Here is a 24,326-nt window from a genome sequence, read left to right as displayed (position 1 = left end):
AAGGTAATAAAACTTGGCTTATGCGTGGCCAAGTTTTATTGCGGTTAAATACTTGTCATTTTTAAAATTAATGGTATATTTAACAATTGGAAATGGAAGGGAATTCGCTGGAGGTGACGAAATGGATGAAAAAACAATGAATCAAGAACAACAAGAAGAATTGACAAATGAAGAGCCTAAAAATGATCAAAATGAATCTGTTAATGAATCACAAGATTCAGAACAGGAATCACTAAAAGACCAAGTTAAACAACTTGAAACCGAAAATGAGGAATTAAAAAATAAATACTTAAGAACTCAGGCTGACTTTGATAATTTCCGTCGTCGAACGCAGAAAGAACGCGAAAACGACTTGAAATATAAGTCACAGGAACTTGTAGGTGAAATCTTACCTGTTTTAGATAACTTTGAAAGAGCCCTACAGACAGAAGTCAGTGGTGAAGGTAGTCAGTCGTTTGTCGATGGAGTAAAAATGGTTTATAACCAGTTAAATCAAGCACTTGAAAAAGCAGGGGTTGAAGAAATTCAAGCAGAGAATGAAGAATTCGATCCCAATATGCATCAAGCTGTCATGCAAGTAAGTGAGGAAGGTTATGAATCAAATCAAATTGTAGAAGTCTTACAAAAAGGCTATAAATTAAAGGATCGGGTTATCCGACCAGCAATGGTTAAGGTTAATGAATAATAAACAATAATTGACGTTATGAATAAGGGAGGATTTAATAATGAGTAAAATTATCGGTATTGACTTAGGTACAACAAACTCATGTGTAGCAGTTATGGAAGGTGGCGAAGCTAAAGTCATCCCAAATCCAGAAGGAAATCGTACGACACCATCAGTTGTTTCATTTAAAAATGGTGAGCGTCAGGTTGGTGAAGTAGCAAAACGTCAAGCAATAACTAACCCAAATACGATTCAATCAATTAAGCGTCACATGGGAACTGATCATAAAGAGGAAATTGAAGGAAAAGAATATACTCCTCAAGAAGTCTCAGCAATCATTTTACAACACATTAAATCTTACGCTGAAGATTACCTCGGCGAAGAAGTAACTAAAGCAGTTATTACCGTACCTGCTTATTTCAACGATGCTGAGCGTCAAGCAACTAAAGATGCAGGTAAAATTGCAGGATTAGAAGTTGAACGTATTATTAACGAGCCGACTGCTGCAGCATTAGCTTATGGAATTGATCAGGATCAAGACCAAACAGTTCTAGTATATGACTTAGGCGGCGGTACTTTTGACGTATCAATTCTAGATATTGGCGACGGTACGTTTGAAGTTGTTTCTACTGCTGGTGATAACAAACTTGGTGGTGACGACTTTGACCAAGTCATTATTAACCATATGGTAGAAGAATTCAAGAAAGAAAATGGCATTGACCTTTCTCAAGATAAAATGGCATTACAACGCTTAAAAGACGCAGCTGAGAAAGCTAAGAAAGATCTTTCAGGTGTTGCGCAGACACAAATCTCTTTACCATTCATCACAGCTGGTGATGCTGGGCCATTACACTTAGAGATGAACTTAACTCGCGCTAAATTTGAAGAGTTAGCTTCTGATTTAGTAGAAAGAACAATGAAACCTACACGTCAAGCGTTAAAAGATGCAGATATGAGTGCTTCAGAAATTGATAAAGTTATTTTAGTAGGTGGTTCTACTCGTATTCCAGCAGTTCAGGAAGCTATTGAAAAATCAGTTGGAAAAGAACCTTCTAAAGGTGTAAACCCAGATGAAGTTGTAGCTTTAGGTGCAGCTATTCAAGGTGGCGTTCTTCAAGGTGACGTTAAAGACGTTGTTCTATTAGACGTAACACCACTATCATTAGGTATCGAAACAATGGGCGGCGTATCAACTAAGCTAATTGAACGTAATACAACAATTCCAACTAGTCACTCACAAGTGTTCTCAACAGCTGCAGATAACCAAACAGCTGTAGACATTCACGTCTTGCAAGGTGAGCGTGAAATGGCTCAAGATAACAAAACACTTGGTCGTTTCCAGTTAACGGATATTCCACCAGCGCCTCGTGGTGTACCTCAAATCGAAGTTAAATTCGATATTGATGCCAATGGTATTGTTAACGTAAGTGCTAAAGATATGGGTACAAACAAAGAACAGTCTATTACAATCAAATCTTCTTCAGGTCTATCAGATGAAGAAGTTGAACAAATGGTTAAGGAAGCAGAAGAAAATGCGGAAGAAGATAAGAAGCGCCGTGAACAAATCGAACTTCGTAACGAGGCGGATCAGTTAGTCTTCCAAACAGATAAGACGATTAAAGATTTAGGCGACAATGTCACTGATGAAGAGAAACAAAAAGCAGAGGATGCAAAAGAAGAACTTAAAAAAGCTTTAGAAGGCGAAGATTTTGAAGATATTAAAGCTAAGAAAGAAGCTTTAGAACAAGAAGTTCAAAACCTTTCTGTAAAGCTTTATGAACAAGCACAACAACAAGCTCAGCAAGAACAAGGTAAAACTGATGAAGGCGATGAAGTTGTTGATGCTGACTATGAAGAAGTAAACGAAGACGATAAAAAATAATGTACTAAAAAAGTCAAAGTCAGGGCATTCTTGGCTTTGACTTTTTTTCAGCACAATATGATTTTAAGGTTTGATTCTAAATATTCTTATAATCACTTAATGAATTGCAGTAACTTAGACTGTAATGTTATGATAAAATTTATGCGATAAGGTACGGGAGAGTGATCAGAGGTTGAGTAAACGAGACTATTATGAAGTGCTTGGTGTATCAAAGGATGCATCAAAAGATGAAATTAAAAAAGCATACCGTAAACTAGCCAGAAAGTATCATCCAGATGTGAGTCAAGAAGAAAACGCAGCAGATAAATTCAAGGAAGTCAAAGAGGCTTATGAAGTATTAAGTAATGCCCAAAAACGTCAGCAGTATGACCAATTTGGCCACGCAGGGACACAGCAAGGTGCAGGTCAAGGTGGCTTTGGTGGCTTCGAAGACTTTGGTGATTTTGGTGATATTTTTGATATGTTCTTCGGGGGTGGCGGAAGAAGAAGCCGTGACCCAAATGCCCCAAGACAAGGTCAGGACTTACAATATACAATGGAAATTGATTTTGAAGAAGCGATTTTTGGTAAGGAAACTACAATCGAAATACCAAAAGAAGAAACGTGTGACACATGTGATGGTTCTGGAGCGAAACCAGGAACATCCGTTCATACATGTCAGCACTGTAATGGCACAGGTCAGTTAAACGTGGAACAAAATACTCCATTTGGTAGAGTCGTGAACCGTAGAGTTTGTCATCATTGTCAAGGAAGCGGTAAGCAAGTTGAAGAAAAATGTAACACATGCGGTGGAGATGGGAAAGTAAAAACTCGCAAGAAAATTGATATTCGCATTCCTGCTGGTGTGGATGATGGACAGCAAATTCGTGTTACTCGTCAAGGTGGACCTGGGGTTAACGGAGGACCTTCAGGTGATTTATATGTTGTTATTCGTGTCAGACGACATGAATTCTTTGAGCGTGACGGTGACGATATTCTCTGTGAAATGCCTATTACATTTACCCAGGCTGCACTCGGTGACGAAATAGAGGTACCGACTGTGCATGGCCGCGTTAAATTAAAAGTACCAGCTGGTACACAAACGGGCACGCATTTTAGACTAAAAGGCAAAGGGGCACCTAATGTTCATGGACATGGTCAAGGTGACCAGCATATTTTAGTAAAAGTAATTGTGCCTAAGAAATTAAATGACAAGCAAAAAGAATTACTAAGAGAATTCCATGAATTAAGTGGCGATGAGTCATTAGATGAACAACAAGATAATCTATTTCAGCGAATGAAACGCGCCTTTAAAGGGTAATGTTTATCAGGTTAAAAAAAGTCGAAGTGAGTGATTCGTATGAAGTGGTCCGAGTTAAAAGTTCACACCACAAACGAAGCAATAGAACCGATTTCTAACATTCTTCATGAAGCGGGAGCAAGCGGAGTCGTTATTGAAGATCCACAAGATTTATATCTAAAGGACGATGTTAAGCTATTCGGAACAATATATGAACTTGACCCTAATCAATATCCTGAAGAAGGCGTATATATTAAAGCGTACCTTCCAGTTAATAGTTTTTTAGGTGAAACAGTAGATGAAATTAAGCTAGCCATCAGTAACCTAGTTAAATATGGTATTGATATTGGTAAAAACAATGTAACGATTTCAGAGGTTAATGAGGAAGATTGGGCAACCGCTTGGAAAAAGTATTATAAGCCAGTTAAAATATCTGAAAAAATTACCATTATACCGACCTGGGAGGAATACGAACCTGTCAGCAGTGATGAAATTATCATAGAGCTAGACCCAGGTATGGCTTTTGGTACTGGTACACACCCAACAACTGTATTATCTATACAAGCATTGGAACAATATGTTGATGAAGGGGATATAGTCTATGACGTTGGGTCTGGCTCAGGTGTTTTAACCATTGCTGCTGCGCTGTTAGGTGCTAGACATATCAAAGCTTATGACTTAGATGAAGTAGCTGTTAAAAGTACGCAAAATAATGTTAAACTAAATCAAGTACAAGACCGCATCGAAGCTAAACAGAATAACCTGTTAGAAGATGTTGAAGCTGGTGCAGATGTCATTGTGTCTAATATTTTAGCTGAGATTATTTTAGAATTTATTGACGATGCCTTCAGTAAAGTGAAACCAGGTGGTTATTTTATTACTTCAGGTATAATTCAAGGTAAGAAAAATGATGTGAAAGATGCATTAACATCAATTGGATTTGACATTGTGGAAGTGAATGCAATGGAGGATTGGATTTCAATCGTAGCAAAAAAGCCTGAATAAAAGAGGTTTAAATTATGCAACGTTATTTCGTTCCATCCCATCAATGGTCTGAGCAAAATTTAGTTATTAAAGGTGATGACTATCACCATATTGTAAATGTCATGCGCATGAAAGAAGGACACTCCATTATTTGTGTTACAAATGGTGTGTCTTATGTTTGTGAAGTTCATGACATTCAGGATCAAACGGTAGAATGTTTAATTATTAAAAAATTAAACGAAAATCAAGAATTACCTGTTAAGGTGACATTAGCACAAGGATTGCCTAAGGGTGATAAATTAGACTTAATAGTCCAAAAGTCAACAGAACTAGGACTTGAGCATTTTATTCCATTACAAATGGATCGTACTATTGTAAAATGGGATCATAAAAAGGAACAAAAAAAGCTAGAACGACTTGAGAAAATTGCTAAGGAAGCAAGTGAACAATCACATAGGTCTGTCATCCCTACAATTAATCAGAAACTAACCTTAAAGGAACTATTTAATAACCCTAGTTATGATCACCTTTGGGTTGCTAGTGAACTAGTCGCAAAAGACCACAAGAACTGTTCACTTAAATTTAGAAATATGATCAATCAAGTTGAAAAGGGAGACCACATTTTAATAATAATTGGCCCTGAAGGTGGATTTTCTGATCAAGAAATCGAGTTCTTAAGTGACCATAACTGTCAGTCTATTCGACTTGGCCCAAGAATATTGAGAACAGAAACAGCGCCATTATATGCTTTATCAGCTATTTCATTTTATTTTGAAGAATGGAGGTGCGAAGTGTGACTACTGTTGCGTTTCACACTTTAGGGTGTAAGGTAAACCATTATGAAACAGAAGCCATTTGGCAATTTTTTAAAGAACATGATTATGAGCGCGTTGATTTTAACCAACGTTCTGATGTTTACGTGATTAATACGTGTACTGTAACAAACACTGGTGATCGTAAAAGTCGCCAAGTAATACGTCGTGCCGTCAGAAAGAACCCTGAAGCGGTCATTTGTGTTACAGGTTGCTATGCACAAACGTCCCCAGATGAAATTATGGAAATCCCTGGTGTCGATATTGTGATTGGTACACAAGAACGCCGTAAAATGCTTGAGTACATAGAACAATACAAACAAGATCGCGAGCCAATTAATGGTGTTAAAAACATTATGAAAACTCGTGTGTTCGAAGAAATGGATGTACCACAATTTACAGATCGTACAAGAGCATCATTAAAAATCCAAGAAGGTTGTAATAACTTCTGTACATTTTGCATCATTCCTTGGGCTAGAGGGTTAATGCGTTCTCGTCCACCTGAGGAAGTCGTTAAACAAGCTCAGCAATTAGTAGATGCTGGATATAAAGAAATTGTTCTAACGGGTATTCACACAGGTGGATACGGAGAAGACTTAAAAGACTATAATTTAGCACAGTTACTACGCGACTTAGAGTCTCAAGTAGTTGGTCTTAAAAGAATTCGAATTTCATCAATAGAAGCTAGCCAAATTTCAGATGAAGTAATCGAGGTTTTAGACCAGTCAGAAAAGGTAGTACGTCATCTACACATCCCGTTACAATCTGGTTCTGACACCGTGCTTAAACGTATGCGCAGAAAGTACACGATGGAATTTTATATGTCACGTGTCAAAAAAGTAAAAGAAGCCTTACCAGGTTTAGCCATTACATCTGATGTAATTGTTGGATTCCCGGGTGAAACTGAAGAAGAATTTATGGAAACATATCGTTCAATTCAAGAGATTGGTTTTTCTGAACTTCATGTGTTCCCTTATTCACAGCGTACTGGTACTCCTGCTGCACGTATGAAAGACCAAATCGATGATGAGATCAAACACGAACGCGTACGTCAACTAATTGAGTTATCAAACCAGCAAGCTAAAGAATACGCATCACAGTATGAAGATGAAGTATTAGAAGTTATACCTGAAGAAAAGTACAAACGCGATCCTGAAAGTGGACTATATGAAGGCTATACTGATAATTACCTAAAAGTTGTATTCCCTGCAACTGAAGATATGGTAGGAAAGATTGTTAGAGTGAAAGTTAAAAAAGCTGGCTATCCATATAATGAAGCAGAATTTGTACGCGTAATGGATGATGCCCCAATTAAAAAGGCAGTTAATCAATAAGGAGTGTATGAACATGACAAAAACGAATTTAGCATCCATGATTGACCATACTCAATTAAAGCCTGAAACTCAGGCGGAAAAGATTAACCAAATTTGTAAAGAAGCTAAAGAAAATAGCTTTGCATCGGTTTGTGTAAATCCAACATGGGTTTCACATTGTCATGAGTTATTAAAAGAATCAGATGTAAAAGTATGTACAGTAATTGGATTCCCACTAGGAGCAACAACTTCAGAAACAAAAGCTTTTGAAACTAAACAAGCAATTGAAAATGGTGCTACTGAAGTGGATATGGTAATCAACATTGGTTCACTTAAAGATAACCGTTATGAAGAAGTTGAACGTGATATCCAAGCGGTGGTTGATGCTGCAAAAGACCAAGCACTTGTTAAAGTAATTATTGAAACGTCACTTTTAACTAAAGAAGAAAAAGTAAAAGCATGTGAACTTGCTAAAAAGGCAGGAGCCGATTTTGTTAAGACGTCAACTGGATTCTCAGGTGGCGGTGCAACCGTTGAAGATGTTCGTTTAATGAGATTAACAGTTGGACCTGAAATGGGCGTTAAAGCCTCAGGTGGCGTAAGGAGTTTAGAAGATGCTAACGCTATGATTGATGCAGGAGCAACACGTATAGGTGCTTCATCAGGCGTTGAAATTGTAAAAGGCGAAACGTCAAATAGTGATTATTAATTAGAAAAGGTGATCCCATCTCGGGGTCACCTTTTTACTAAATATTATTATTAATGACTATTCTGGTAGAATGGTTTGGGCTTTCCGGTGGTTTGTGTATAAACGTTAATAATTTAATAAATGGTTTCATGAAAATGAAGAACAAAATCCCTGTTAACACGTTATAACCAACCGCGGTCCATACGATTTGTTGCTGCGGAACTGCTGAGACCCATTCTGCAAAATGTATGATTGGGTTCGCAATAAAAATAGGGAACGTAATTATAGCCCCTAAGACATTTATCCAAATGTGTGCATAAGCTGTTATTCTAGCATGGTATGGTTGTTTAAGTGACACTAAGTAAACGGTAAAGCACGTCCCAATATTCGCTCCGATTAGAACATAGTAAATTTGTATTAATGGAACCGTTCCTTCGCTCGAAAAGCTCATTAACATCCCAGTTGCAACTGTAGATGATTGTATAATCATAGTAAATAACATCCCAAAGATTGATAGAGATAAAGGCGTATTATGCTCAGAATTAACAATATATTGAATACGTTCAGTAGGAATAATATTAGCTAAGCTTTCAAAACCATTTAATGCACTGAAAATAACTCCAAGCCCAAAAATAATTAATCCAGCTAACAATATTTTTTGATTTGAAATAAAGATCATGAAAAAGCCTACGAGCAGACATAAAAACATGAGATGAACTTCATTCCAAACAAATAGTTGTGCCGTAAAGGTTGTCCCAATATTTGCTCCGATTAAATAACTAATTGAAAAAGGCAGATTTGTTTTCAGCGCAGCTAAAAACGTGATGAGTAATGCTATTGAAGCAGAACTACTTTGAAGAATTAAGGTTAAGAATAGACCTAACAATAGCCCATTAAATGGTGATAAGTTTGGTCTTAATTTTTCAAGTTGTTGATAGGTCAACCCTTTTATACCTAGTCTCATGACAGTAATTCCAAATAAGAAAATTCCTATAAGTAAGAAAACCTGCATTATAATATTGTACATGCTTCAACACCTCATTTAATCTTATGGAAAAGTGGTCTAAACATGAATAAAAATTTGATGGATATTGATTTTTGTAGAAATGTTTAATATAATAACTAAAGATGTGCATAAGGGCACACGATGTTTTATTTTGTGTTTTATTTGGAGGGAGGGTTGAGCATGTCAAATACAACTCGCGTTAAAAAGAATGAGTCGATTGAAGATGCTCTTCGACGCTTCAGACGTAGTGTTTCAAAGAACGGCACGTTGTCTGAGTATCGTAAGCGTGAATACTACGAAAAGCCTAGCGTACGTAGAAAGAAAAAGTCAGAAGCTGCTAGAAAGCGTAAAAAATAGAAGAGGGTGTAACATGGAATGACTTTGCTTGAACGTTTGAATCAAGATATGAAACAAGCATTAAAGAACAAGGAAAAAGATCGTCTCGCTGTTATTCGCATGGTTAAGTCTTCATTACAGAATGAAGCGATCAAAAAAGGCGGAGAGTTATCTGAAGGCGATGAAATGCAAGTTTTAACGCGTGAAGTAAAGCAAAGAAAAGATTCCCTCCAGGAGTTTAAGAATGCCAATCGTGATGATCTAGCAGAGAAAACTGAGCAAGAATTAGAAATTATTCAAGCTTATTTACCAGAGCAGTTGACTGATGAAGAGCTAGAGCAAATTATCATTAACACAATTAATGAAGTTGGTGCTACATCCAAACAAGATATGGGGAAAGTGATGAGTGCCGTAATGCCTAAAGTTAAAGGTCAAGCAGATGGCTCTAAAGTAAATAAATTGGTCATGAACCATTTACAATAATGACTAAGAGTAAAATACCTAACTTTTAAACAAGTTTTTTAATTTGTTTTTAGTTAGGTATTTTATTTTTTTGAAACGAAATTGGTTGCTATTTCGTATTAATGTTTAGGATAATAGAGAGAAAGGGGGGAGCAAATGAGAAAAAGGTTCTATACGTTTATCATCTTAATGTGTTCTTTCTTATGGCTGAATCAATTATCAGTTGATGCCGATCAACATAATGATTCTACATCTATTCACGTCATACCAGTTAAGAATGATGTTGAACAAGGGTTAGTTGCTTTCTTAGAGAGGTCAATTAAAGAAGCTGAAGACAGCTTTGCTGATTTAATTGTATTTGAGATTGATTCTCCAGGCGGACGTGTTGATTCAGCAAATGACATAGCGAATTTAATTACTGGAACTGATATACCTACCACGGCTTATGTCATCAACCAAGCTGCCTCTGCTGGTTCATACATAGCGCTTAATGCTGATAAAATTTATTTTAAGCCAAACGCTAGAATGGGGGCAGCTGGAGTCATTACCTCTGACGGTAATGCGGCAAGTAAAAAAGCGCAATCTGATTGGATTAAAGCCATGAGGGCATCGGCTGAAGCAAATGGAAGAGATCCAATTTATGCTGAAGCTATGGCAGACTCTAGTATCGACTTACCTGAATATGGCGCACCTGAGGGTGAATTTTTAACGTTAAGTGCGGAAGAAGCTGTTGAAGTTGGATATGCAGAGGGGATTGCAGAAGACAGACGAGCGTTGTTTGACCAACTTGATATTAACAACCCAAAAGTCACTGAAGCAGAATTAACCATATCTGAACATATTGCGAGATTTATTACTAATCCGGTTGTCATTCCAATCCTTTTATCAATTGCAAGTATTGGACTAATTGTGGAATTATATTCACCAGGATTCGGTATACCGGGAATATTAGGATTAGTCTCCTTAATATTATTTTTCTATGGACACTTAGTGGCAGGTTTAGCTGGGTATGAGTCAGTTATATTATTATTAGTTGGGCTCATATGTATTATACTGGAGATCTTTGTCCCAAGTGGAATTTTAGGAATTATTGGCGGTGGTGCCATATTAGGTGCGTTATTAGTATCTGGTGCAGATATGGGGCACATGGCATTTAGTATCGGAGTCGCTTTACTAGTATCAATAGTTCTAGCGATTGTTTTATTTAGAAAATTAGATTTTAATAAAGGAATATTAAGGCATATCGTGTTATCAGATTCGACTAAGTCAGAATTAGGTTATGTTTCAAATGAGAACCGCATGGATTTAATCGGTTTAAGAGGCCGCGCATTAACGTTTTTAAGGCCGTCTGGATCGGCAGTGTTTAATGGTGAAAGACTTGATGTGGTCTCAGAAGGTTCATTTATTTCGAGAGATGCAGAAGTTGAAATTGTTAAAGTTGAAGGTTCTCGAGTTGTTGTTCGAGAAATTCAATCATAAAAAAATATGTAGGAGGAGTTTATGAATGGGGACTGAACAATTATTTCCACTCATTATTGTGGCAGTTATAATTATTGCCATTGCTATTTTATTTACTTTCGTACCAGTCATGCTATGGATTAGTGCACTAGCTGCTGGTGTACGTATTAGCATTTTTACTTTAATTGGGATGAGGTTACGCCGGGTTGTACCAAGAATGGTCATCAACCCACTAATTAAAGCACATAAAGCTGGGTTAGACGTTAAAACGAACCAATTAGAGAGTCATTATCTAGCTGGTGGTAATGTTGACCGAGTGGTAAACGCGCTAATTGCTGCTCACCGTGCAAATATTGAATTAAGCTTCGAACGTTGTGCTGCAATTGACTTAGCAGGTCGTGACGTATTAGAAGCCGTTCAAATGAGCGTTAATCCAAAAGTGATTGAAACACCATTTATCGCAGGTGTCGCAATGGATGGTATTGAAGTTAAAGCAAAAGCTAGAATTACGGTTCGTGCAAACATTGATCGTTTAGTCGGTGGTGCAGGTGAAGATACTGTTATTGCACGTGTTGGTGAAGGTGTTGTAAGTACAATTGGTTCATCTAAGAGCCATGGTGAAGTACTAGAAAATCCAGATTTGATCTCTCAAAATGTATTATCGAAAGGTCTAGATGCAGGTACTGCATTTGAAATCTTATCAATTGATATAGCTGATGTTGATATTGGTAAAAACATCGGAGCTATGCTACAAATGGACCAAGCAGAAGCAGATAAAAACATTGCTCAAGCAAAAGCAGAAGAACGACGTGCAATGGCGGTTGCTCAAGAACAAGAGAACATTGCTAAAGTTCAAGAGATGCAGGCGCGCGTTGTAGAAGCAGAAGCAGAAGTACCTTTAGCACTTGCTGAGGCATTACGCAGTGGCAATATGGGTGTAATGGATTATGTTAACTATAAAAACGTATTAGCTGATACAGATATGCGCGACATGATTAGTAAACTTAATAAAGATGACGATGATCATACAGATGAGCAAAAATAATCCCGATTGGTTAGGTGATAATGATGGGGTTTATTGATTTAATATTTGATAATATCGTCTTTTTAATAGCGATTCTTGCGGGTATCATGAGTTTGTTTAAAAAGTCGGGTGACAATGAAGATGCTGGCCCAGTTAGATCTGAGAGGCCAAAACCAGTCACTTATGAAAAGTCAGACTCCAAACCGGCAAAAGTTAGTATCGATACCATTTCTTCATCCAGTTCAGATGAAGATGATGAAGTTCAAATTGATCAAACCAATCAATGGTATGAGCAATTACAGGAATCAAGAGAGAGAAGAGAACAAAGCAAAACAGATAAAAACCTTGATAAAATTAAACAAAGCTCTATTCACAATAAGGATAGGCAAACAGTTGAAAATGTATCGATACGTAGAAATTTAAATAACCGGCGATTAGTAGAAAGCTTAATTATGAGTGAAGTCTTAGGAAAGCCAAAAGCTAAACAAAATCGATAATTCAAAAACAGGGTTGTGAATACACAATCCTGTTTTTTTATGCCTTCAATTTCTGACCTCAACGTTCAAATTCAGTTAAAGCGCTAATAATTTTCAATTATTCTACCTAGATATAGTGATACATTTATAAGTTCTTTCATAAATTGGTGATGATAGGGGGATTTTGAATGAAGCCTATGCGCAAACATATAAATCAATGGTTAACAGGGCGATTACAACTACCAGCTGATATCGTTTATGACTACCCACGCATTACGTTAGTGGGTGATATTCATTTATACATAGAAAATCATAATGGACTTGTTACTTTTGAATCTGACTTAATTGAAGTAAAGCAACAAAACGGACTGATTAGAGTACATGGTGAGAATTTGGTCATCAAGAACTTATTAAAGAAAGAGATTGTTATCGAAGGTAAAATTTATAACGTTCAGCATAAAAAATAAAGAGATTGGAGGGGACGACCATTAGTAAATCATTTATAAACGGTTACGTTGATGTCAAAATTACGGGGAACAGGCCTGGTCAAATGCTTAATCATTTACACAGGAATGGAGTGCCTTTTTACAATGTAAAGAAAATAGATTCATCTACCATTACACTAAGAATGAAATATATTGATGCATTGAAGTTAAAACCTGTTAGGAAAGACTTTAAATGCAAAATATCATTTCAAAAGAGAGGCGGTGCACCTCATTATTACCAAAAAAGAAAGAAAATTGCCCCAATCTTTTTTAGCTTATGTTTAGTCATTGGATTCATATTCCTATTATCAAACATGATATGGAAGGTAGATATTCAAGGGGGCTCACCAGAAGTACGGTATGAAGTTAGTGAACTAATTGAAACTTTAGGAATGAATCGAGGTTCGTTTATTCAAAATATGGAATCCATTAGTTCCATTGAAAGAGAAATTATGAATAAAGTAGAGGAAGTTTCTTATGTGGGAATAAAAAGGACAGGCACATCATTTCACATAATGATCGAGGAAAATAAAAATAATACAGTTAAGGCTGATCGAGAGCCAAGTAACTTAGTAGCAACTAATTCAGGCACCATCAAAAAAATGTATGTTCAAAGTGGACGGCCACTCGTACGAGTTAATGATGTTGTGAAAAAAGGGGATTTATTGGTTTCTGGTAATTTGGATGATGAAAATGATGTTTATACCTACTCGGAAGGGGAAGTTATTGCAGAAGTTTGGTATAATATAACAGGCACGATCAATTTAGCTAGTGAAAAGAAGGACCTTATAGATGATGTTGAAACGAAATACGGCCTAGGATTTGGCAATCATTCATGGTTTTTCAATAAGTCAGATCAAAAAAGGTTATTATTAGAGGAATCTAAATCCATTTACTTTTTAATATGGGAAACGCCTTTTTCTATAAATAAGAAGCACTATTATCCTGAGGATGTTTCAGTTGAAACAATTGAAGATGAACAAGTGATCGATGAAGTTATCGAAGAGCAATTAAAAAGGAAACTAGGACAATCGGTTGAAGTGCTGTACCAAAAAGTTTTGCACCAGAAAAAGGACAATGATAAAGTAAAATTAGAAATGTTTGTTAAAGTATTAGAGGATATCACCAAAGAACAAATTATTGATCAAGGAGACTGATGTATGGCAGAGACGACAAAAACGATTGACTTACATTTAGAGGATCATTCAGATACATTGAATCTGTTTGGCACTAATGATCGTCATATAAAACAAATCGAACATTTTATTCCCGTTAAAATCATCACTCGTGGTGGACAATTAAAAATTAACGGTGAAGAAAAAGATGTTGATATCGTTTTTTCATTATTAGAATCAGTTTTAAATGTTATTAAGAAAGGAATTAACATCACTGAGCGTGATGTCATATATGGATTAGAGCTAGCTAAGTCAGGAAAGATTGAACAATTTGAAACTTTATTTGAGGATGAAATTACAAAAAACCAACAAGGCAAGCCAATACGTGTAAAGACATTAGGTCAACGCGACTATGTACAGTCGATTAAAAAAAGAGATTTAGTCTTTGGGATTGGCCCGGCAGGTACAGGTAAAACGTACTTAGCAGTTGTAATGGCAGCTAAGGCCTTAAGAAATGGAGATGTTAAACGATTAATTTTAACTCGACCTGCTGTTGAAGCTGGTGAAAGCTTAGGTTTTCTACCTGGCGACTTAAAAGAGAAAGTCGATCCTTATTTAAGACCATTATATGATGCCCTTCATGATGTTATAGGGGCAGAACATACAGCCAGGTTATTAGAACGAGGAACAATTGAAATTGCTCCATTAGCATATATGCGAGGACGTACTTTAGATGATGCATTTGTCATTTTAGATGAGGCTCAAAATACAACGCCAGAACAAATGAAAATGTTTATTACACGTTTAGGATTTGGGTCTAAAATGGTCATTACAGGGGATATTACACAAATTGATTTACCTAAAGGTGTTACTTCAGGTCTTAAAGTATCAGAAGACCGACTAAGTAACATTGATGGAATTTCTTTTAATTATTTAAAAGGTTCAGATGTGGTCAGACACCCACTCGTTCAAAAAGTAATTGAAGCATACGAAAAATAATGTGGTAAAGTTGGTGTAATTGATGAAATTAGTAAATCGTCATAAACCATTAGTTTTATTTAATGTACGTAAACTAAAATATAGTGATTTGCTTTCAATTTTCATTACACCAACTTTGTTTATCGCATTTATGATTCTTCATTATATTCAAAGCTTAGTTACTTTCAATGAATTTCTTATAGGTATTAGTATTGGTATACTATTAGGATTTGTATTACATATTGAAGTGAAACAAAAGGAAAGCTGGTCTAAACAAGAAGCTATAACGTTCACGTTTCTTGGAACTGGCTTGCTATTAACCATGTATGCCTTACAAGTTATTAGCCTCGACTTACCAAATATCTTTTATTTGACTCCAATTGCTGCTTTTTCAATTTTAGTTAAGCACTTCATGACAGAACGCTTCGCATTAATGACATCAGTTGTGACGTCAATCTACGGTAGTTTTATTTTTATGACTACCGATTTTAATATGTATCAGCTGTTTGTTTATTTATTACTTTCGCAATGGTTTGCTGTTTTTATGTTTCAATCAATTAAAGATCGAAAGACATTACTTAAAACAGCTACATCCTTAATATCTGTTCATTTAATTTTAGTGACTATATTTGAATTGGAGCCTTGGAATACATGGATGGCCATGACGCCGGAGTTTATGCTATCCCTTGTATTTTCGATGGTTTCGGTTTTATTGGCAGTTATTCTAACGTTAGGCATTTTACCGTTAATTGAAGCGGCATTTAACATGTTAACAGAGAGTAAGCTATTAACATTATCTAATCCGAATCATCCTTTGCTACGTAAAATGCTAGTTGAAGCACCTGGAACTTACCACCATAGTGTTATGGTTGCAAATCTAAGTGAATCAGCATGTGAATCGATTGGTGCTAATGGATTATTAGCAAGAGTGGCAGCTTATTATCATGATATTGGTAAAGCGCTTAAGCCTCATATGTTTATTGAAAATCAAAGCGGAAATAATCCGCATGATTCATTACCACCTGAAGAAAGTGCGAGAATCATTCTTCAGCATCCTAATGATTCTGCACGTCTATTAAAAGAATACGGTTTACCTAAAGAAATCATCGAGATTGCTCAAGAGCATCATGGTACGACGCTTTTAAAATTCTTTTACCATAAGGCGAGAGAACGTCAACCAAACGTGGATGAGGATAATTTTAGATATGATGGACCAATCCCACAGTCAAAAGAAGCGGCAATTATTAATATCTGTGATTCTGTTGAAGCGGCTGTGAGATCAAAGCAACACCCAACTAACGAAGAAATCCATAAAATAGTGCGAACTATAATTTATGATCGTCTGTTAGATGGACAATTTAACGATTGTCACTTAACAATTGATGAAATTTTAACAATCGAAAATGATATATGTGATATGTTAAATGGAATCTTCCACCAAAGAATTGATTATCCTAAGGATAAAAATTTGCAGTCAACTCTAGGAGGTCACTAAATGAATATCGATTTTATTGATGAGATGAACCAAGTAACTGAAGATGAGCTTAAGCTCCTTAGGGATTTACTTAATTATGCAGCAGATATGGAAGAAGTAAACTCAGAAGCTGAAATATCCATTACATTTGTTAATAATGAACAAATACAGAGTATTAACAGAGATTACAGACAAAAAGACACTGCCACAGACGTTATTTCATTTGCGATGCAAGAAACAGGTGAAGAAGAGCTTCAAATTGTGGGTGATAATTTACCTGAACATCTTGGAGATATTATTGTTTCATTAGAGAAAGCTAAAGAACAAGCAAAAGAATATAATCATTCCTATCAACGTGAATTAGGATTTTTGATTGTGCATGGTTTTCTACATTTATTAGGTTATGATCATCAAACTGTTGAAGAAGAAAAAGAAATGTTTGAGAGGCAAGAACATATTTTGGAAGAATTTGGTTTGAAACGTGATGCGTAAAATAGGTTTTAAGCATGCTTTGCGTGGTATATATAAAGCAATAGAACTTGAATTCAATATGAAAATACACATTGTTAGCATGTTAGTAGTCATATTCACAGGAATATGGTTAAAAATTGAACCAATTGAATGGTTATTTATCATACTTGCAATAGCAGTTGTTTTGATAGCTGAAACATTGAATACAGCAATTGAAAATATAACAGACGTTTTGTTTAAAGAACGTGACGAACAAGCTAGAAATATTAAAGACATTAGCTCCGGGGCTGTATTATTAGCTTCTATTTTTGCAGCCATTGTAGGTGTGATTATCTTTGTTCCTAAAGTTATAACTTTCTTTTAATTTTGGAGTATTCGTATTTATAGAATACTCTTTTGTCTTTTATCGATATCTTTTGTCGAACAAAATGAAATCTTCTTTTCTTTATAGTAAAATAAAATCAAACCAAGCTAGGAGAGACAAAAATATGAATAATGGCAACTTTAGATCTGGATTTATAGCGATTATTGGACGACCAAATGTTGGGAAATCAACTTTTTTGAACCATGTGTTAGGACAAAAAATAGCGATCATGAGTGATAAACCACAGACAACAAGAAATAAAATTCAAGGCGTATACACAACTGAACATTCTCAATTTGTTTTTATTGATACTCCTGGAATTCATAAACCTAAGCACAAACTTGGAGATTTTATGGTTCAATCTTCAATTAATACCCTCAATGAAGTTGATCTTATTATGTTTATGATTAATGCAAAAGAAGGTTTTGGCAAAGGTGATCAATTTATTATAGATAAGTTAAAAGAGGTTAATCAACCTATATTCCTTGTCATTAATAAAATTGATGAAGTTCACCCTGATGAATTGCTTCCTCTTATTAGTTTATATAAAGAGAAGCTTGATTTTCAGGAAATCATACCAATTTCTGCCTTAAACGGAAATAATGTAAATCATCTATTAGAGGTTATGGAAGGTTACTTACCTGAAGGACCTCAATTTTATCCGGAAGATCAAATTACAGACCACCCAGAACGATTTATTATTAGTGAGTTAATTCGTGAAAAGGTCTTGCATCATACTAGGGAGGAAATACCACATTCTATAGCCGTTGTCATTGAGGGTATACAACCAGAAGAAAACAGCCATGTCATCAATGTACAAGCTATGATTATTGTGGAACGGTCTTCTCAAAAAGGAATAATAATAGGTAAACAAGGTCAAATGTTGCGTCAAATCGGAACAGAAGCACGTAAAGATATTGAAAGCTTGCTTGGTTCCAGAGTTTATTTAGAGCTTTGGGTTAAGGTTCAGAAAGATTGGCGTAATCGAATGACTCATTTAAAAGATTATGGCTATAACGAAGATGAGTACTAATGTCAACTGGTAATTTTTTTAACTAATGAAGTCCGTTATATGAGAGACAATATGACTAAATCATAATGTTTTCATCCTGATTGAAAACACATTTGACAAAGTGTGTATCAAGCAGAGTGGACATTTGTTTGTGATCAATAAATCTGAAAGGTGGAGATTTTGATGATCGATTTACCTTGGAAAGTTTTTAGTAAAACTGGTAGTGTTGAAACGTATTTATTGATGAAACAAATGGAGGAAGCCTATAAAAGTACGCACCAAAAGAGCGATTTAAATCAGTCCAAGACATCATTAGCAAATAATAACCAATAAAGGTATGGGAGACGGATGTTTGAAAAAGTTGAGGGAATCGTATTAAGAACAAAAGACTACGGAGAAACGAACAAAATAGTCACGTTATACACTAAGGAGTTTGGTTTAATTAGTGCAGTTGCAAGAGGTGCTAAAAAGTCTAAAAGTCGAATGGCTGCTATTACGCAGCCATTTATATATGGATCCTTTCTAATTCAATTAGGTAAAGGTCTAGGGACAATTCATCAAGGCGAAATAATACACAGCATGAGGAATATAAGAGAAGACATTATGTTAACAGCATATGTTTCTTATATGTGTGAATTGTTATCAAAAATCGTAAACGAGAGAGAACCCAGTAAGCATATTTTTGATGAATTATATGTCAGTTTAGAGCGAGTATCAGAGGGTGACCCTCCACAAGCGATCACGCTGATGTTTGAATTGAAGATGTATTATGTAGGAGGGTTCGCACCTGTCTTAGACACTTGTGTTAATGGTCACGATGATAGACCCATTGCTGCTTTTTCAATTACTGAAGGTGGCGTTATTTGTGACCAGTGCATTTATCGTGCAGAAGATTATTTTAAACTAACACCTCATATACATAAAATTATAAAACTGATGAGTCAAACGAGCATTAAGCGTATCCGTAATTTAAATATAAAAAAAGAAACGTTAGTCTTTATTAGAGAGCTTTTAGATCAATATTATGACAGGTTTGGCGGTATGCCAATTAAATCAAAACGATTTCTTGATCAAATGCATTTACTTGAATAAAGTAAAACTTAGTTTTACTACCTCATTCGTCCATAAACTGATTGATTTAAGCTTTTTACATGATTAGAAGCTTAAATAAGTTTAAGGGGCGAATTTTTCTTTCTTTATTCGATCAATAAATTAGTATATAATATTTAAATATAGTATGTCAGATTTTGTAGAGGTGGTAAAAATAATGGAATTAACACACCGACAAGAACAAATTATAGAAATTGTAAAAGAAAACGGACCCATTACTGGAGAAAATATCGCAGATCGTTTAAATTTAACTCGGGCAACGTTACGCCCTGACTTAGCGATTCTGACGATGGCTGGATTTTTAGATGCTAGACCTCGAGTAGGTTATTTTTATACAGGGAAAACAGGTAGTGAAATCATTTCAGACCAAGTAAAGAAGTTAAAAGTTAGAGACCAACATTCTGTTCCAGTGGTTGTCAATGATCAAGTATCTGTGTATGATGCTATTACAACCATGTTTTTGGAGGATGTTGGTACGTTATTTGTCGTGAATCATCAAGCACATTTAGTAGGTGTTTTGTCTAGAAAAGATTTATTACGTGCAGCTATGGGAAATCAAGAGTTGTCAGATGTACCTGTACATATTATTATGACACGAACCCCTAAAATTAAGATATGTTATAAAGATGATTTATTAGTCGATGCGGCAACGAAGTTAATCGAAAATCAGATCGATGCACTTCCAGTTGTCGTAGAACGTGAAGATGGTCAAGAAGTGGTCGGCCGATTAACAAAAACCAATGTCACTAAAGCATTTGTGGATTTAGTCAGAGATGAGTAAGAATCAAGGAGGATGGCTGATATGATTTTTTATGTGTTGTCAGATTCGGTAGGTGAAACCGCGGAACTTTTAGGGAAAGCTGCTTTGAGTCAATTTGCCAATCAAGATATTAAAATCCAAAGAATCCCATATGTTGATGATGAGGCTACAATGGTAGATGCCTTTAATTTAGCTAATGAGAATAATGGAATTATCGCATATACATTAGTGAAACCAGAATTTAGACAGAAAATGAAAGATTTATCTGCTCAGTATAATATTAAAGCTATCGATTTAATTGGTCCTTTATTAGAGGAGTTAGAACAACATTTACAAGAAAAACCTACACTTCAACCTGGCTTAGTACATAAATTAGATGAAGATTACTATAAGCGTGTTGAAGCAATAGAATTTGCTGTTAAATATGATGATGGCCGAGATGCTAAGGGCATATTAAAAGCAGATTTAGTACTTATAGGTGTATCAAGAACCTCTAAAACACCATTATCACAGTTCTTAGCGCACAAGCGGTTAAAGGTTGCTAATGTACCAATTGTACCTGAAGTAGAACCACCAGAAGAGTTATTTCAAGTAGATCCAGATAAGTGTATTGGTCTTAAAATTAGCTCAGAGAAATTAAATCATATCCGGACTGAACGATTAAAAGCTTTAGGGTTGAATGGTTCGGCTAACTATGCAAAAAAAGAACGTATACAAGAAGAAATCAATTATTTTAATAGAGTTGTTGACAAAATTGGCTGTGATACGATTGATGTTTCCAATAAAGCAGTTGAAGAAACAGCGAACGTTATTTTACGAAAACTCAAGAAATAACACTAGATGACATTTTAAAAATTGAAACACTAATATGTGATATCGTGGATATCTGTATTGGTGTTTCTTTTTTACTTTATAATAATTTGAAGTTCCAGCTTTATCAATATATTTAAAATATTAAGACTTCAATCAAAGTATTCGCATAATCGAATTGAATAAGTTATAATCGTTATTTGTGGAAAGAAGTAGAATTATAGATTAAATCGACTTTAATTAGTTTCTCACTTATGAGTGAGGGGTATACATAGAATATAAAGTCCATCCGTTTGTGACAATATTTTTAACAACATAATTTTTTGTCGATGTTTGAAGGTATTTAGGAAAGAATATCGAATTTAATCACATGGTGATGTAGATGGTGAACAGAATTCCTCAAGAAAAAATAGATGAAATAACTCAGAACAACAATATTGTAGATGTCATTAGCGACTATATTAAATTGACTAAAAAGGGGCGTAATTACTTCGGTTTATGTCCTTTTCATGGAGAAGATACACCATCATTTTCCGTCTCACCAGAAAAACAAATTTTTCATTGTTTTGGTTGTGGTAAAGGCGGCAATGTAACGTCGTTTGTCATGGAAATTGAGAACTTATCCTTTGTTGAGGCAATAAAACATTTAGCTGATAAAAGTGGTGACTCTCTACCAGATGAATGGATCAGGCAGCAAGGACCTTCTTACTCTAGTGAGGAACAAAACATATTGGACGCTTATGAGTGGTCTAATAAATTGTTTCATCATGTACTGAAACACACTAAAGATGGCAAAGATGCTCTTAACTACGTTAAAAATAGAGGATTTTCTAAAGACGCTATCGAAGAGTTTCAATTAGGGTATTCACCCTACAAAGACCAATTTTTAAGTGCATTCCTTAAAGGAAAAGGGTTTGAACTCGAAAATTTGGCACAATACGGTTTATTAAACAGCCGAGATGGGAATAGCTTTTTTGACAGATTTCAAGGCAGGGTTATTTTTCCTATCCACAACCATCAAGGAAAAGTTGTCGGGTTTGGAGGAAGATCGATTCAAGATCATCTAGAACCCAAGTATTTAAATAGCCCTGAATCAAAGTTATTTCATAAAGGAAAAATCTTATATAATTTCCACAGAGCAAGAAAATATTTTCAAAAACTTAATCAAGTTGTTTTATTTGAAGGATATGCAGATGTGATAAAAGCTTATCAAGCAGGAGTTCACCATGCTGTTGCAACAATGGGTACAAGCTTATCTGAAACACACGCAAAGATATTAAGTCATTATGTCGATGAAGTCATTATATGTTACGACGGAGATGCTCCAGGTAGAGAAGCAAGTTTTAAAACTGCAAAAATCATAAAAAATGCAGGAATGAACGCAAGAGTGGCGAATGTACCTAATGAGATGGACCCTGATGATTTTTTTGAAAAACATGGTCCAGAAGCATTTCAAAATTTAATTCAGTCAGCAGAGAATGATGTATCGTTTTCGTTGCAGTATATAAAAAAGAACTACAATTTAAATATTGACCATGATAGAGTCCAATACGTTGAGAAAGCTTTAGATATCATTGCGACAGTCAATCAAGCAGTTGAACGTGATTTTTATTTAAATGACTTAGAGGAAATGTTTAAGCTTGACCGATCGACATTACTTCAAGAAATTGAAAATCGCAGAAGAATAATGCAACGTACAAAAGACCATGATAATCATGTTAATAATAAGAGCATTGAGCATAATAAGTGGAAGAAACCTCAGAAATTATATAGTGCGTATCAGAATGCTGAACGTCACTTAATTTCTCATATGTTACAGAATGAATATGTAGCTGATAAAGTTCAACAACGATTAGGTTCCTCATTTAATCTTGAGGATCATCAGGTATTAGTAACTTATTTATATGCATATTATGAGGAAGGGAACGAGCCGAGTGTAAGTCAATTCTTAGAAAGACTTAATGATGATCACATCAAACAATTGGCTACAGAATTAGCTTTAATTCCTATAAATGAATCTTTTAGTGATCAAGAATTGGATGATTACATTCGAGCAATAAAGCGAGAAAGTGAATCCAGTCAAGAGCTTAGGACATTAAAGCAGATGTTGATACAGGCAGAAAAAGAAAATGATCATCAATCCGCAGCTCGAATCGGTATGAAATTAATTGAATTAAAAAAGAAAAACATGACATGAATTGAACAGTAACCAGTTTGGAAGGAGGGGTTATAAATGGCAAACAAGCCAGTAGATCAAAATCAAGATCTTGAACAACAAGAGCTAACACTTGACCAGTCAAAAGAACAACTACTTGAGATTGGTAAAAAGCGAGGTGTTCTCGTATATGAAGAAATAGCTGATAAATTAGGCCATTTCGAATTAGACTCTGAACAGATGGATGAATTTTATGAAACCCTAGCAGAAGAAGGAATTGACGTTATAGGAGAAAATGACGAAGATCCTAACATGCAAAAAATCGAAAAGGAAGAAGAGTTCGATTTAAACGACTTAAGTGTCCCACCAGGCGTTAAAATAAATGACCCTGTAAGGATGTATCTGAAAGAAATTGGGCGAGTTGACCTGTTATCAGCTGACGATGAGATTGATTTAGCTCATCGCATTGAACAAGGCGATGAAATTGCTAAACAAAAACTAGCTGAAGCTAACTTGCGTTTAGTTGTTAGTATTGCAAAACGTTACGTTGGTAGAGGCATGCTGTTTTTAGATCTAATCCAAGAAGGTAATATGGGCTTAATTAAAGCCGTTGAAAAGTTCGATTACCGTAAAGGTTTTAAATTCAGTACCTATGCAACATGGTGGATTCGGCAGGCAATCACACGTGCTATTGCGGACCAAGCAAGAACCATTCGTATTCCTGTTCACATGGTAGAAACGATTAATAAATTAATTCGCGTTCAGCGTCAACTCCTTCAAGATTTAGGTCGTGAACCTACTCCTGAGGAAATTGCTGAAGAAATGGACTTAACACCAGATAAAGTAAGAGAAATCTTAAAAATTGCTCAAGAACCAGTATCTTTAGAAACACCAATTGGTGAAGAAGATGACTCTCACCTCGGTGATTTTATAGAAGACCAAGAAGCTCAGTCACCATCAGATCATGCTGCTTATGAGTTGCTAAAAGAGCAACTGGAAGATGTATTAGATACACTAACTGACCGAGAAGAAAATGTATTACGTTTACGTTTTGGTTTAGATGATGGTAGAACAAGAACTCTTGAAGAAGTTGGTAAGGTCTTTGGAGTAACTAGGGAACGAATTCGTCAAATTGAAGCTAAAGCCTTAAGAAAGCTTAGACACCCTAGTCGTAGTAAACGCTTAAAGGACTTTTTAGAATAATTGTC

Annotated in this window: 26 protein-coding genes; 25 read left to right on the top strand and 1 reads right to left on the bottom strand. The window is 35.5% G+C overall.

Annotated elements, in window-relative coordinates:
- The first annotated feature begins 121 nt into the window (after positions 1-121).
- The 7 genes from grpE (at position 122) to deoC (ending at position 7,643) form a co-directional block, all read left to right on the top strand.
- A complete protein-coding gene (gene grpE / locus ACFSW4_RS01210; RefSeq protein WP_054753064.1) occupies positions 122-685 on the top strand; it encodes a nucleotide exchange factor GrpE in 564 nt (187 codons plus the stop codon).
- A 40-nt stretch (positions 686-725) separates the two neighbouring features.
- Entirely contained in the window at positions 726-2,546 is a 1,821-nt protein-coding gene (gene dnaK, locus ACFSW4_RS01205; RefSeq protein WP_377326938.1) for a molecular chaperone DnaK, read from the top strand.
- A gap of 172 nt (positions 2,547-2,718) precedes the next feature.
- Positions 2,719-3,846, top strand: a complete 1,128-nt coding sequence (gene dnaJ, locus ACFSW4_RS01200; RefSeq protein WP_377326936.1) for a molecular chaperone DnaJ — start codon at positions 2,719-2,721, stop codon at positions 3,844-3,846.
- A 39-nt stretch (positions 3,847-3,885) separates the two neighbouring features.
- Complete coding sequence (gene prmA, locus ACFSW4_RS01195; RefSeq protein ID WP_377326934.1) at positions 3,886-4,830, top strand: 50S ribosomal protein L11 methyltransferase; 945 nt, start codon at positions 3,886-3,888, stop codon at positions 4,828-4,830.
- A gap of 14 nt (positions 4,831-4,844) precedes the next feature.
- Positions 4,845-5,606, top strand: a complete 762-nt coding sequence (locus tag ACFSW4_RS01190; RefSeq protein ID WP_377326932.1) for a 16S rRNA (uracil(1498)-N(3))-methyltransferase — start codon at positions 4,845-4,847, stop codon at positions 5,604-5,606.
- Positions 5,603-6,955 carry a tRNA (N(6)-L-threonylcarbamoyladenosine(37)-C(2))-methylthiotransferase MtaB gene (mtaB, locus tag ACFSW4_RS01185; RefSeq protein ID WP_377326930.1) on the top strand — a complete coding sequence of 451 codons (1,353 nt, stop codon included), beginning with the start codon at positions 5,603-5,605 and terminating at the stop codon, positions 6,953-6,955. The genes ACFSW4_RS01190 and mtaB overlap by 4 nt, the downstream gene beginning before the upstream one ends.
- Before the next feature lie 13 nt (positions 6,956-6,968).
- The gene (deoC, locus tag ACFSW4_RS01180; RefSeq protein ID WP_377326928.1) at positions 6,969-7,643 is read left to right on the top strand and encodes a deoxyribose-phosphate aldolase; all 675 of its coding nucleotides are present in this window, start codon (positions 6,969-6,971) and stop codon (positions 7,641-7,643) included.
- Between the two features lie 37 nt (positions 7,644-7,680).
- On the opposite strand, the gene ACFSW4_RS01175 is transcribed toward deoC, so the two are convergent.
- Positions 7,681-8,649: a Na/Pi symporter gene (locus ACFSW4_RS01175; RefSeq protein ID WP_377326926.1), complete on the bottom strand. Its 969-nt coding sequence runs from the start codon at positions 8,647-8,649 to the stop codon at positions 7,681-7,683.
- Positions 8,650-8,808: 159 nt separating this feature from the next.
- Between ACFSW4_RS01175 and rpsU the strand changes: the two genes are divergently transcribed.
- The 18 genes from rpsU to rpoD all read left to right on the top strand — a co-directional run bounded on the left by rpsU (position 8,809) and on the right by rpoD (position 24,321).
- Positions 8,809-8,985 carry a 30S ribosomal protein S21 gene (rpsU, locus tag ACFSW4_RS01170; RefSeq protein WP_054753022.1) on the top strand — a complete coding sequence of 59 codons (177 nt, stop codon included), beginning with the start codon at positions 8,809-8,811 and terminating at the stop codon, positions 8,983-8,985.
- Between the two features lie 18 nt (positions 8,986-9,003).
- Complete coding sequence (locus ACFSW4_RS01165) at positions 9,004-9,447, top strand: GatB/YqeY domain-containing protein (protein WP_054753018.1); 444 nt, start codon at positions 9,004-9,006, stop codon at positions 9,445-9,447.
- A 135-nt stretch (positions 9,448-9,582) separates the two neighbouring features.
- Positions 9,583-10,905 carry an NfeD family protein gene (locus ACFSW4_RS01160; protein WP_377326923.1) on the top strand — a complete coding sequence of 441 codons (1,323 nt, stop codon included), beginning with the start codon at positions 9,583-9,585 and terminating at the stop codon, positions 10,903-10,905.
- 25 nt (positions 10,906-10,930) lie between these two features.
- Positions 10,931-11,929: a flotillin-like protein FloA gene (gene floA, locus ACFSW4_RS01155; protein ID WP_377326921.1), complete on the top strand. Its 999-nt coding sequence runs from the start codon at positions 10,931-10,933 to the stop codon at positions 11,927-11,929.
- A gap of 23 nt (positions 11,930-11,952) precedes the next feature.
- The gene (locus tag ACFSW4_RS01150; RefSeq protein ID WP_054753016.1) at positions 11,953-12,405 is read left to right on the top strand and encodes a hypothetical protein; all 453 of its coding nucleotides are present in this window, start codon (positions 11,953-11,955) and stop codon (positions 12,403-12,405) included.
- Positions 12,406-12,572: 167 nt separating this feature from the next.
- Entirely contained in the window at positions 12,573-12,851 is a 279-nt protein-coding gene (yqfC, locus tag ACFSW4_RS01145; RefSeq protein ID WP_054753014.1) for a sporulation protein YqfC, read from the top strand.
- Positions 12,852-12,856: 5 nt separating this feature from the next.
- Positions 12,857-14,026 (top strand): sporulation protein YqfD, encoded by a 1,170-nt coding sequence (gene yqfD, locus ACFSW4_RS01140; RefSeq protein ID WP_377326918.1) that lies wholly within the window; start codon positions 12,857-12,859, stop codon positions 14,024-14,026.
- 3 nt (positions 14,027-14,029) lie between these two features.
- A complete protein-coding gene (locus ACFSW4_RS01135; protein WP_377326916.1) occupies positions 14,030-14,983 on the top strand; it encodes a PhoH family protein in 954 nt (317 codons plus the stop codon).
- Between the two features lie 22 nt (positions 14,984-15,005).
- Complete coding sequence (locus ACFSW4_RS01130; protein WP_377326914.1) at positions 15,006-16,457, top strand: HD family phosphohydrolase; 1,452 nt, start codon at positions 15,006-15,008, stop codon at positions 16,455-16,457.
- On the top strand, positions 16,458-16,928 hold the full coding sequence (gene ybeY, locus ACFSW4_RS01125; RefSeq protein WP_054753003.1) for an rRNA maturation RNase YbeY: 471 nt from the start codon (positions 16,458-16,460) through the stop codon (positions 16,926-16,928). It begins immediately after the preceding gene.
- 19 nt (positions 16,929-16,947) lie between these two features.
- A complete protein-coding gene (locus ACFSW4_RS01120; RefSeq protein ID WP_377326912.1) occupies positions 16,948-17,271 on the top strand; it encodes a diacylglycerol kinase family protein in 324 nt (107 codons plus the stop codon).
- Positions 17,272-17,395: 124 nt separating this feature from the next.
- Positions 17,396-18,304 carry a GTPase Era gene (gene era, locus ACFSW4_RS01115; protein ID WP_377326910.1) on the top strand — a complete coding sequence of 303 codons (909 nt, stop codon included), beginning with the start codon at positions 17,396-17,398 and terminating at the stop codon, positions 18,302-18,304.
- Positions 18,305-18,466: 162 nt separating this feature from the next.
- Positions 18,467-18,616 carry a YqzL family protein gene (locus ACFSW4_RS01110; RefSeq protein ID WP_279401508.1) on the top strand — a complete coding sequence of 50 codons (150 nt, stop codon included), beginning with the start codon at positions 18,467-18,469 and terminating at the stop codon, positions 18,614-18,616.
- 15 nt (positions 18,617-18,631) lie between these two features.
- A complete protein-coding gene (recO, locus tag ACFSW4_RS01105) occupies positions 18,632-19,375 on the top strand; it encodes a DNA repair protein RecO (RefSeq protein WP_377326908.1) in 744 nt (247 codons plus the stop codon).
- Between the two features lie 175 nt (positions 19,376-19,550).
- The gene (locus ACFSW4_RS01100; protein ID WP_279401507.1) at positions 19,551-20,174 is read left to right on the top strand and encodes a helix-turn-helix transcriptional regulator; all 624 of its coding nucleotides are present in this window, start codon (positions 19,551-19,553) and stop codon (positions 20,172-20,174) included.
- A gap of 12 nt (positions 20,175-20,186) precedes the next feature.
- Complete coding sequence (locus ACFSW4_RS01095) at positions 20,187-20,987, top strand: pyruvate, water dikinase regulatory protein (protein WP_377326906.1); 801 nt, start codon at positions 20,187-20,189, stop codon at positions 20,985-20,987.
- A gap of 358 nt (positions 20,988-21,345) precedes the next feature.
- On the top strand, positions 21,346-23,160 hold the full coding sequence (gene dnaG / locus ACFSW4_RS01090) for a DNA primase (protein ID WP_377326904.1): 1,815 nt from the start codon (positions 21,346-21,348) through the stop codon (positions 23,158-23,160).
- Between the two features lie 36 nt (positions 23,161-23,196).
- On the top strand, positions 23,197-24,321 hold the full coding sequence (gene rpoD / locus ACFSW4_RS01085) for an RNA polymerase sigma factor RpoD (protein ID WP_054752996.1): 1,125 nt from the start codon (positions 23,197-23,199) through the stop codon (positions 24,319-24,321).
- The last annotated feature ends 5 nt before the right edge of the window (positions 24,322-24,326 follow it).

The organism is Piscibacillus salipiscarius (assembly GCF_042685285.1).
Taxonomy (GTDB): domain Bacteria; phylum Bacillota; class Bacilli; order Bacillales; family Alkalibacillaceae; genus Piscibacillus; species Piscibacillus salipiscarius.
This window is presented reverse-complemented; position numbering and strand designations above follow the sequence as displayed.

Excerpts from the sequence above, each read along its gene's own strand:
- floA (WP_377326921.1), top strand. The coding sequence starts at position 10,931 with ATGGGGACTGAACAATTATTTCCACTCATTATTGTGGCAGTTATAATT.
- ACFSW4_RS01095 (WP_377326906.1), top strand. The coding sequence starts at position 20,187 with ATGGCTGATATGATTTTTTATGTGTTGTCAGATTCGGTAGGTGAAACC.
- ACFSW4_RS01135 (WP_377326916.1), top strand. The coding sequence starts at position 14,030 with ATGGCAGAGACGACAAAAACGATTGACTTACATTTAGAGGATCATTCA.
- yqfC (WP_054753014.1), top strand. The coding sequence starts at position 12,573 with ATGAAGCCTATGCGCAAACATATAAATCAATGGTTAACAGGGCGATTA.
- era (WP_377326910.1), top strand. The coding sequence starts at position 17,396 with ATGAATAATGGCAACTTTAGATCTGGATTTATAGCGATTATTGGACGA.
- deoC (WP_377326928.1), top strand. The coding sequence starts at position 6,969 with ATGACAAAAACGAATTTAGCATCCATGATTGACCATACTCAATTAAAG.
- recO (WP_377326908.1), top strand. The coding sequence starts at position 18,632 with ATGTTTGAAAAAGTTGAGGGAATCGTATTAAGAACAAAAGACTACGGA.
- dnaG (WP_377326904.1), top strand. The coding sequence starts at position 21,346 with ATGGTGAACAGAATTCCTCAAGAAAAAATAGATGAAATAACTCAGAAC.
- dnaK (WP_377326938.1), top strand. The coding sequence starts at position 726 with ATGAGTAAAATTATCGGTATTGACTTAGGTACAACAAACTCATGTGTA.
- rpoD (WP_054752996.1), top strand. The coding sequence starts at position 23,197 with ATGGCAAACAAGCCAGTAGATCAAAATCAAGATCTTGAACAACAAGAG.
- ACFSW4_RS01100 (WP_279401507.1), top strand. The coding sequence starts at position 19,551 with ATGGAATTAACACACCGACAAGAACAAATTATAGAAATTGTAAAAGAA.
- ACFSW4_RS01130 (WP_377326914.1), top strand. The coding sequence starts at position 15,006 with ATGAAATTAGTAAATCGTCATAAACCATTAGTTTTATTTAATGTACGT.
- ACFSW4_RS01175 (WP_377326926.1), bottom strand. The coding sequence starts at position 8,649 with ATGTACAATATTATAATGCAGGTTTTCTTACTTATAGGAATTTTCTTA.
- prmA (WP_377326934.1), top strand. The coding sequence starts at position 3,886 with ATGAAGTGGTCCGAGTTAAAAGTTCACACCACAAACGAAGCAATAGAA.
- ybeY (WP_054753003.1), top strand. The coding sequence starts at position 16,458 with ATGAATATCGATTTTATTGATGAGATGAACCAAGTAACTGAAGATGAG.
- ACFSW4_RS01150 (WP_054753016.1), top strand. The coding sequence starts at position 11,953 with ATGGGGTTTATTGATTTAATATTTGATAATATCGTCTTTTTAATAGCG.
- ACFSW4_RS01110 (WP_279401508.1), top strand. The coding sequence starts at position 18,467 with ATGATCGATTTACCTTGGAAAGTTTTTAGTAAAACTGGTAGTGTTGAA.
- grpE (WP_054753064.1), top strand. The coding sequence starts at position 122 with ATGGATGAAAAAACAATGAATCAAGAACAACAAGAAGAATTGACAAAT.
- ACFSW4_RS01160 (WP_377326923.1), top strand. The coding sequence starts at position 9,583 with ATGAGAAAAAGGTTCTATACGTTTATCATCTTAATGTGTTCTTTCTTA.
- ACFSW4_RS01165 (WP_054753018.1), top strand. The coding sequence starts at position 9,004 with ATGACTTTGCTTGAACGTTTGAATCAAGATATGAAACAAGCATTAAAG.
- rpsU (WP_054753022.1), top strand. The coding sequence starts at position 8,809 with ATGTCAAATACAACTCGCGTTAAAAAGAATGAGTCGATTGAAGATGCT.
- ACFSW4_RS01190 (WP_377326932.1), top strand. The coding sequence starts at position 4,845 with ATGCAACGTTATTTCGTTCCATCCCATCAATGGTCTGAGCAAAATTTA.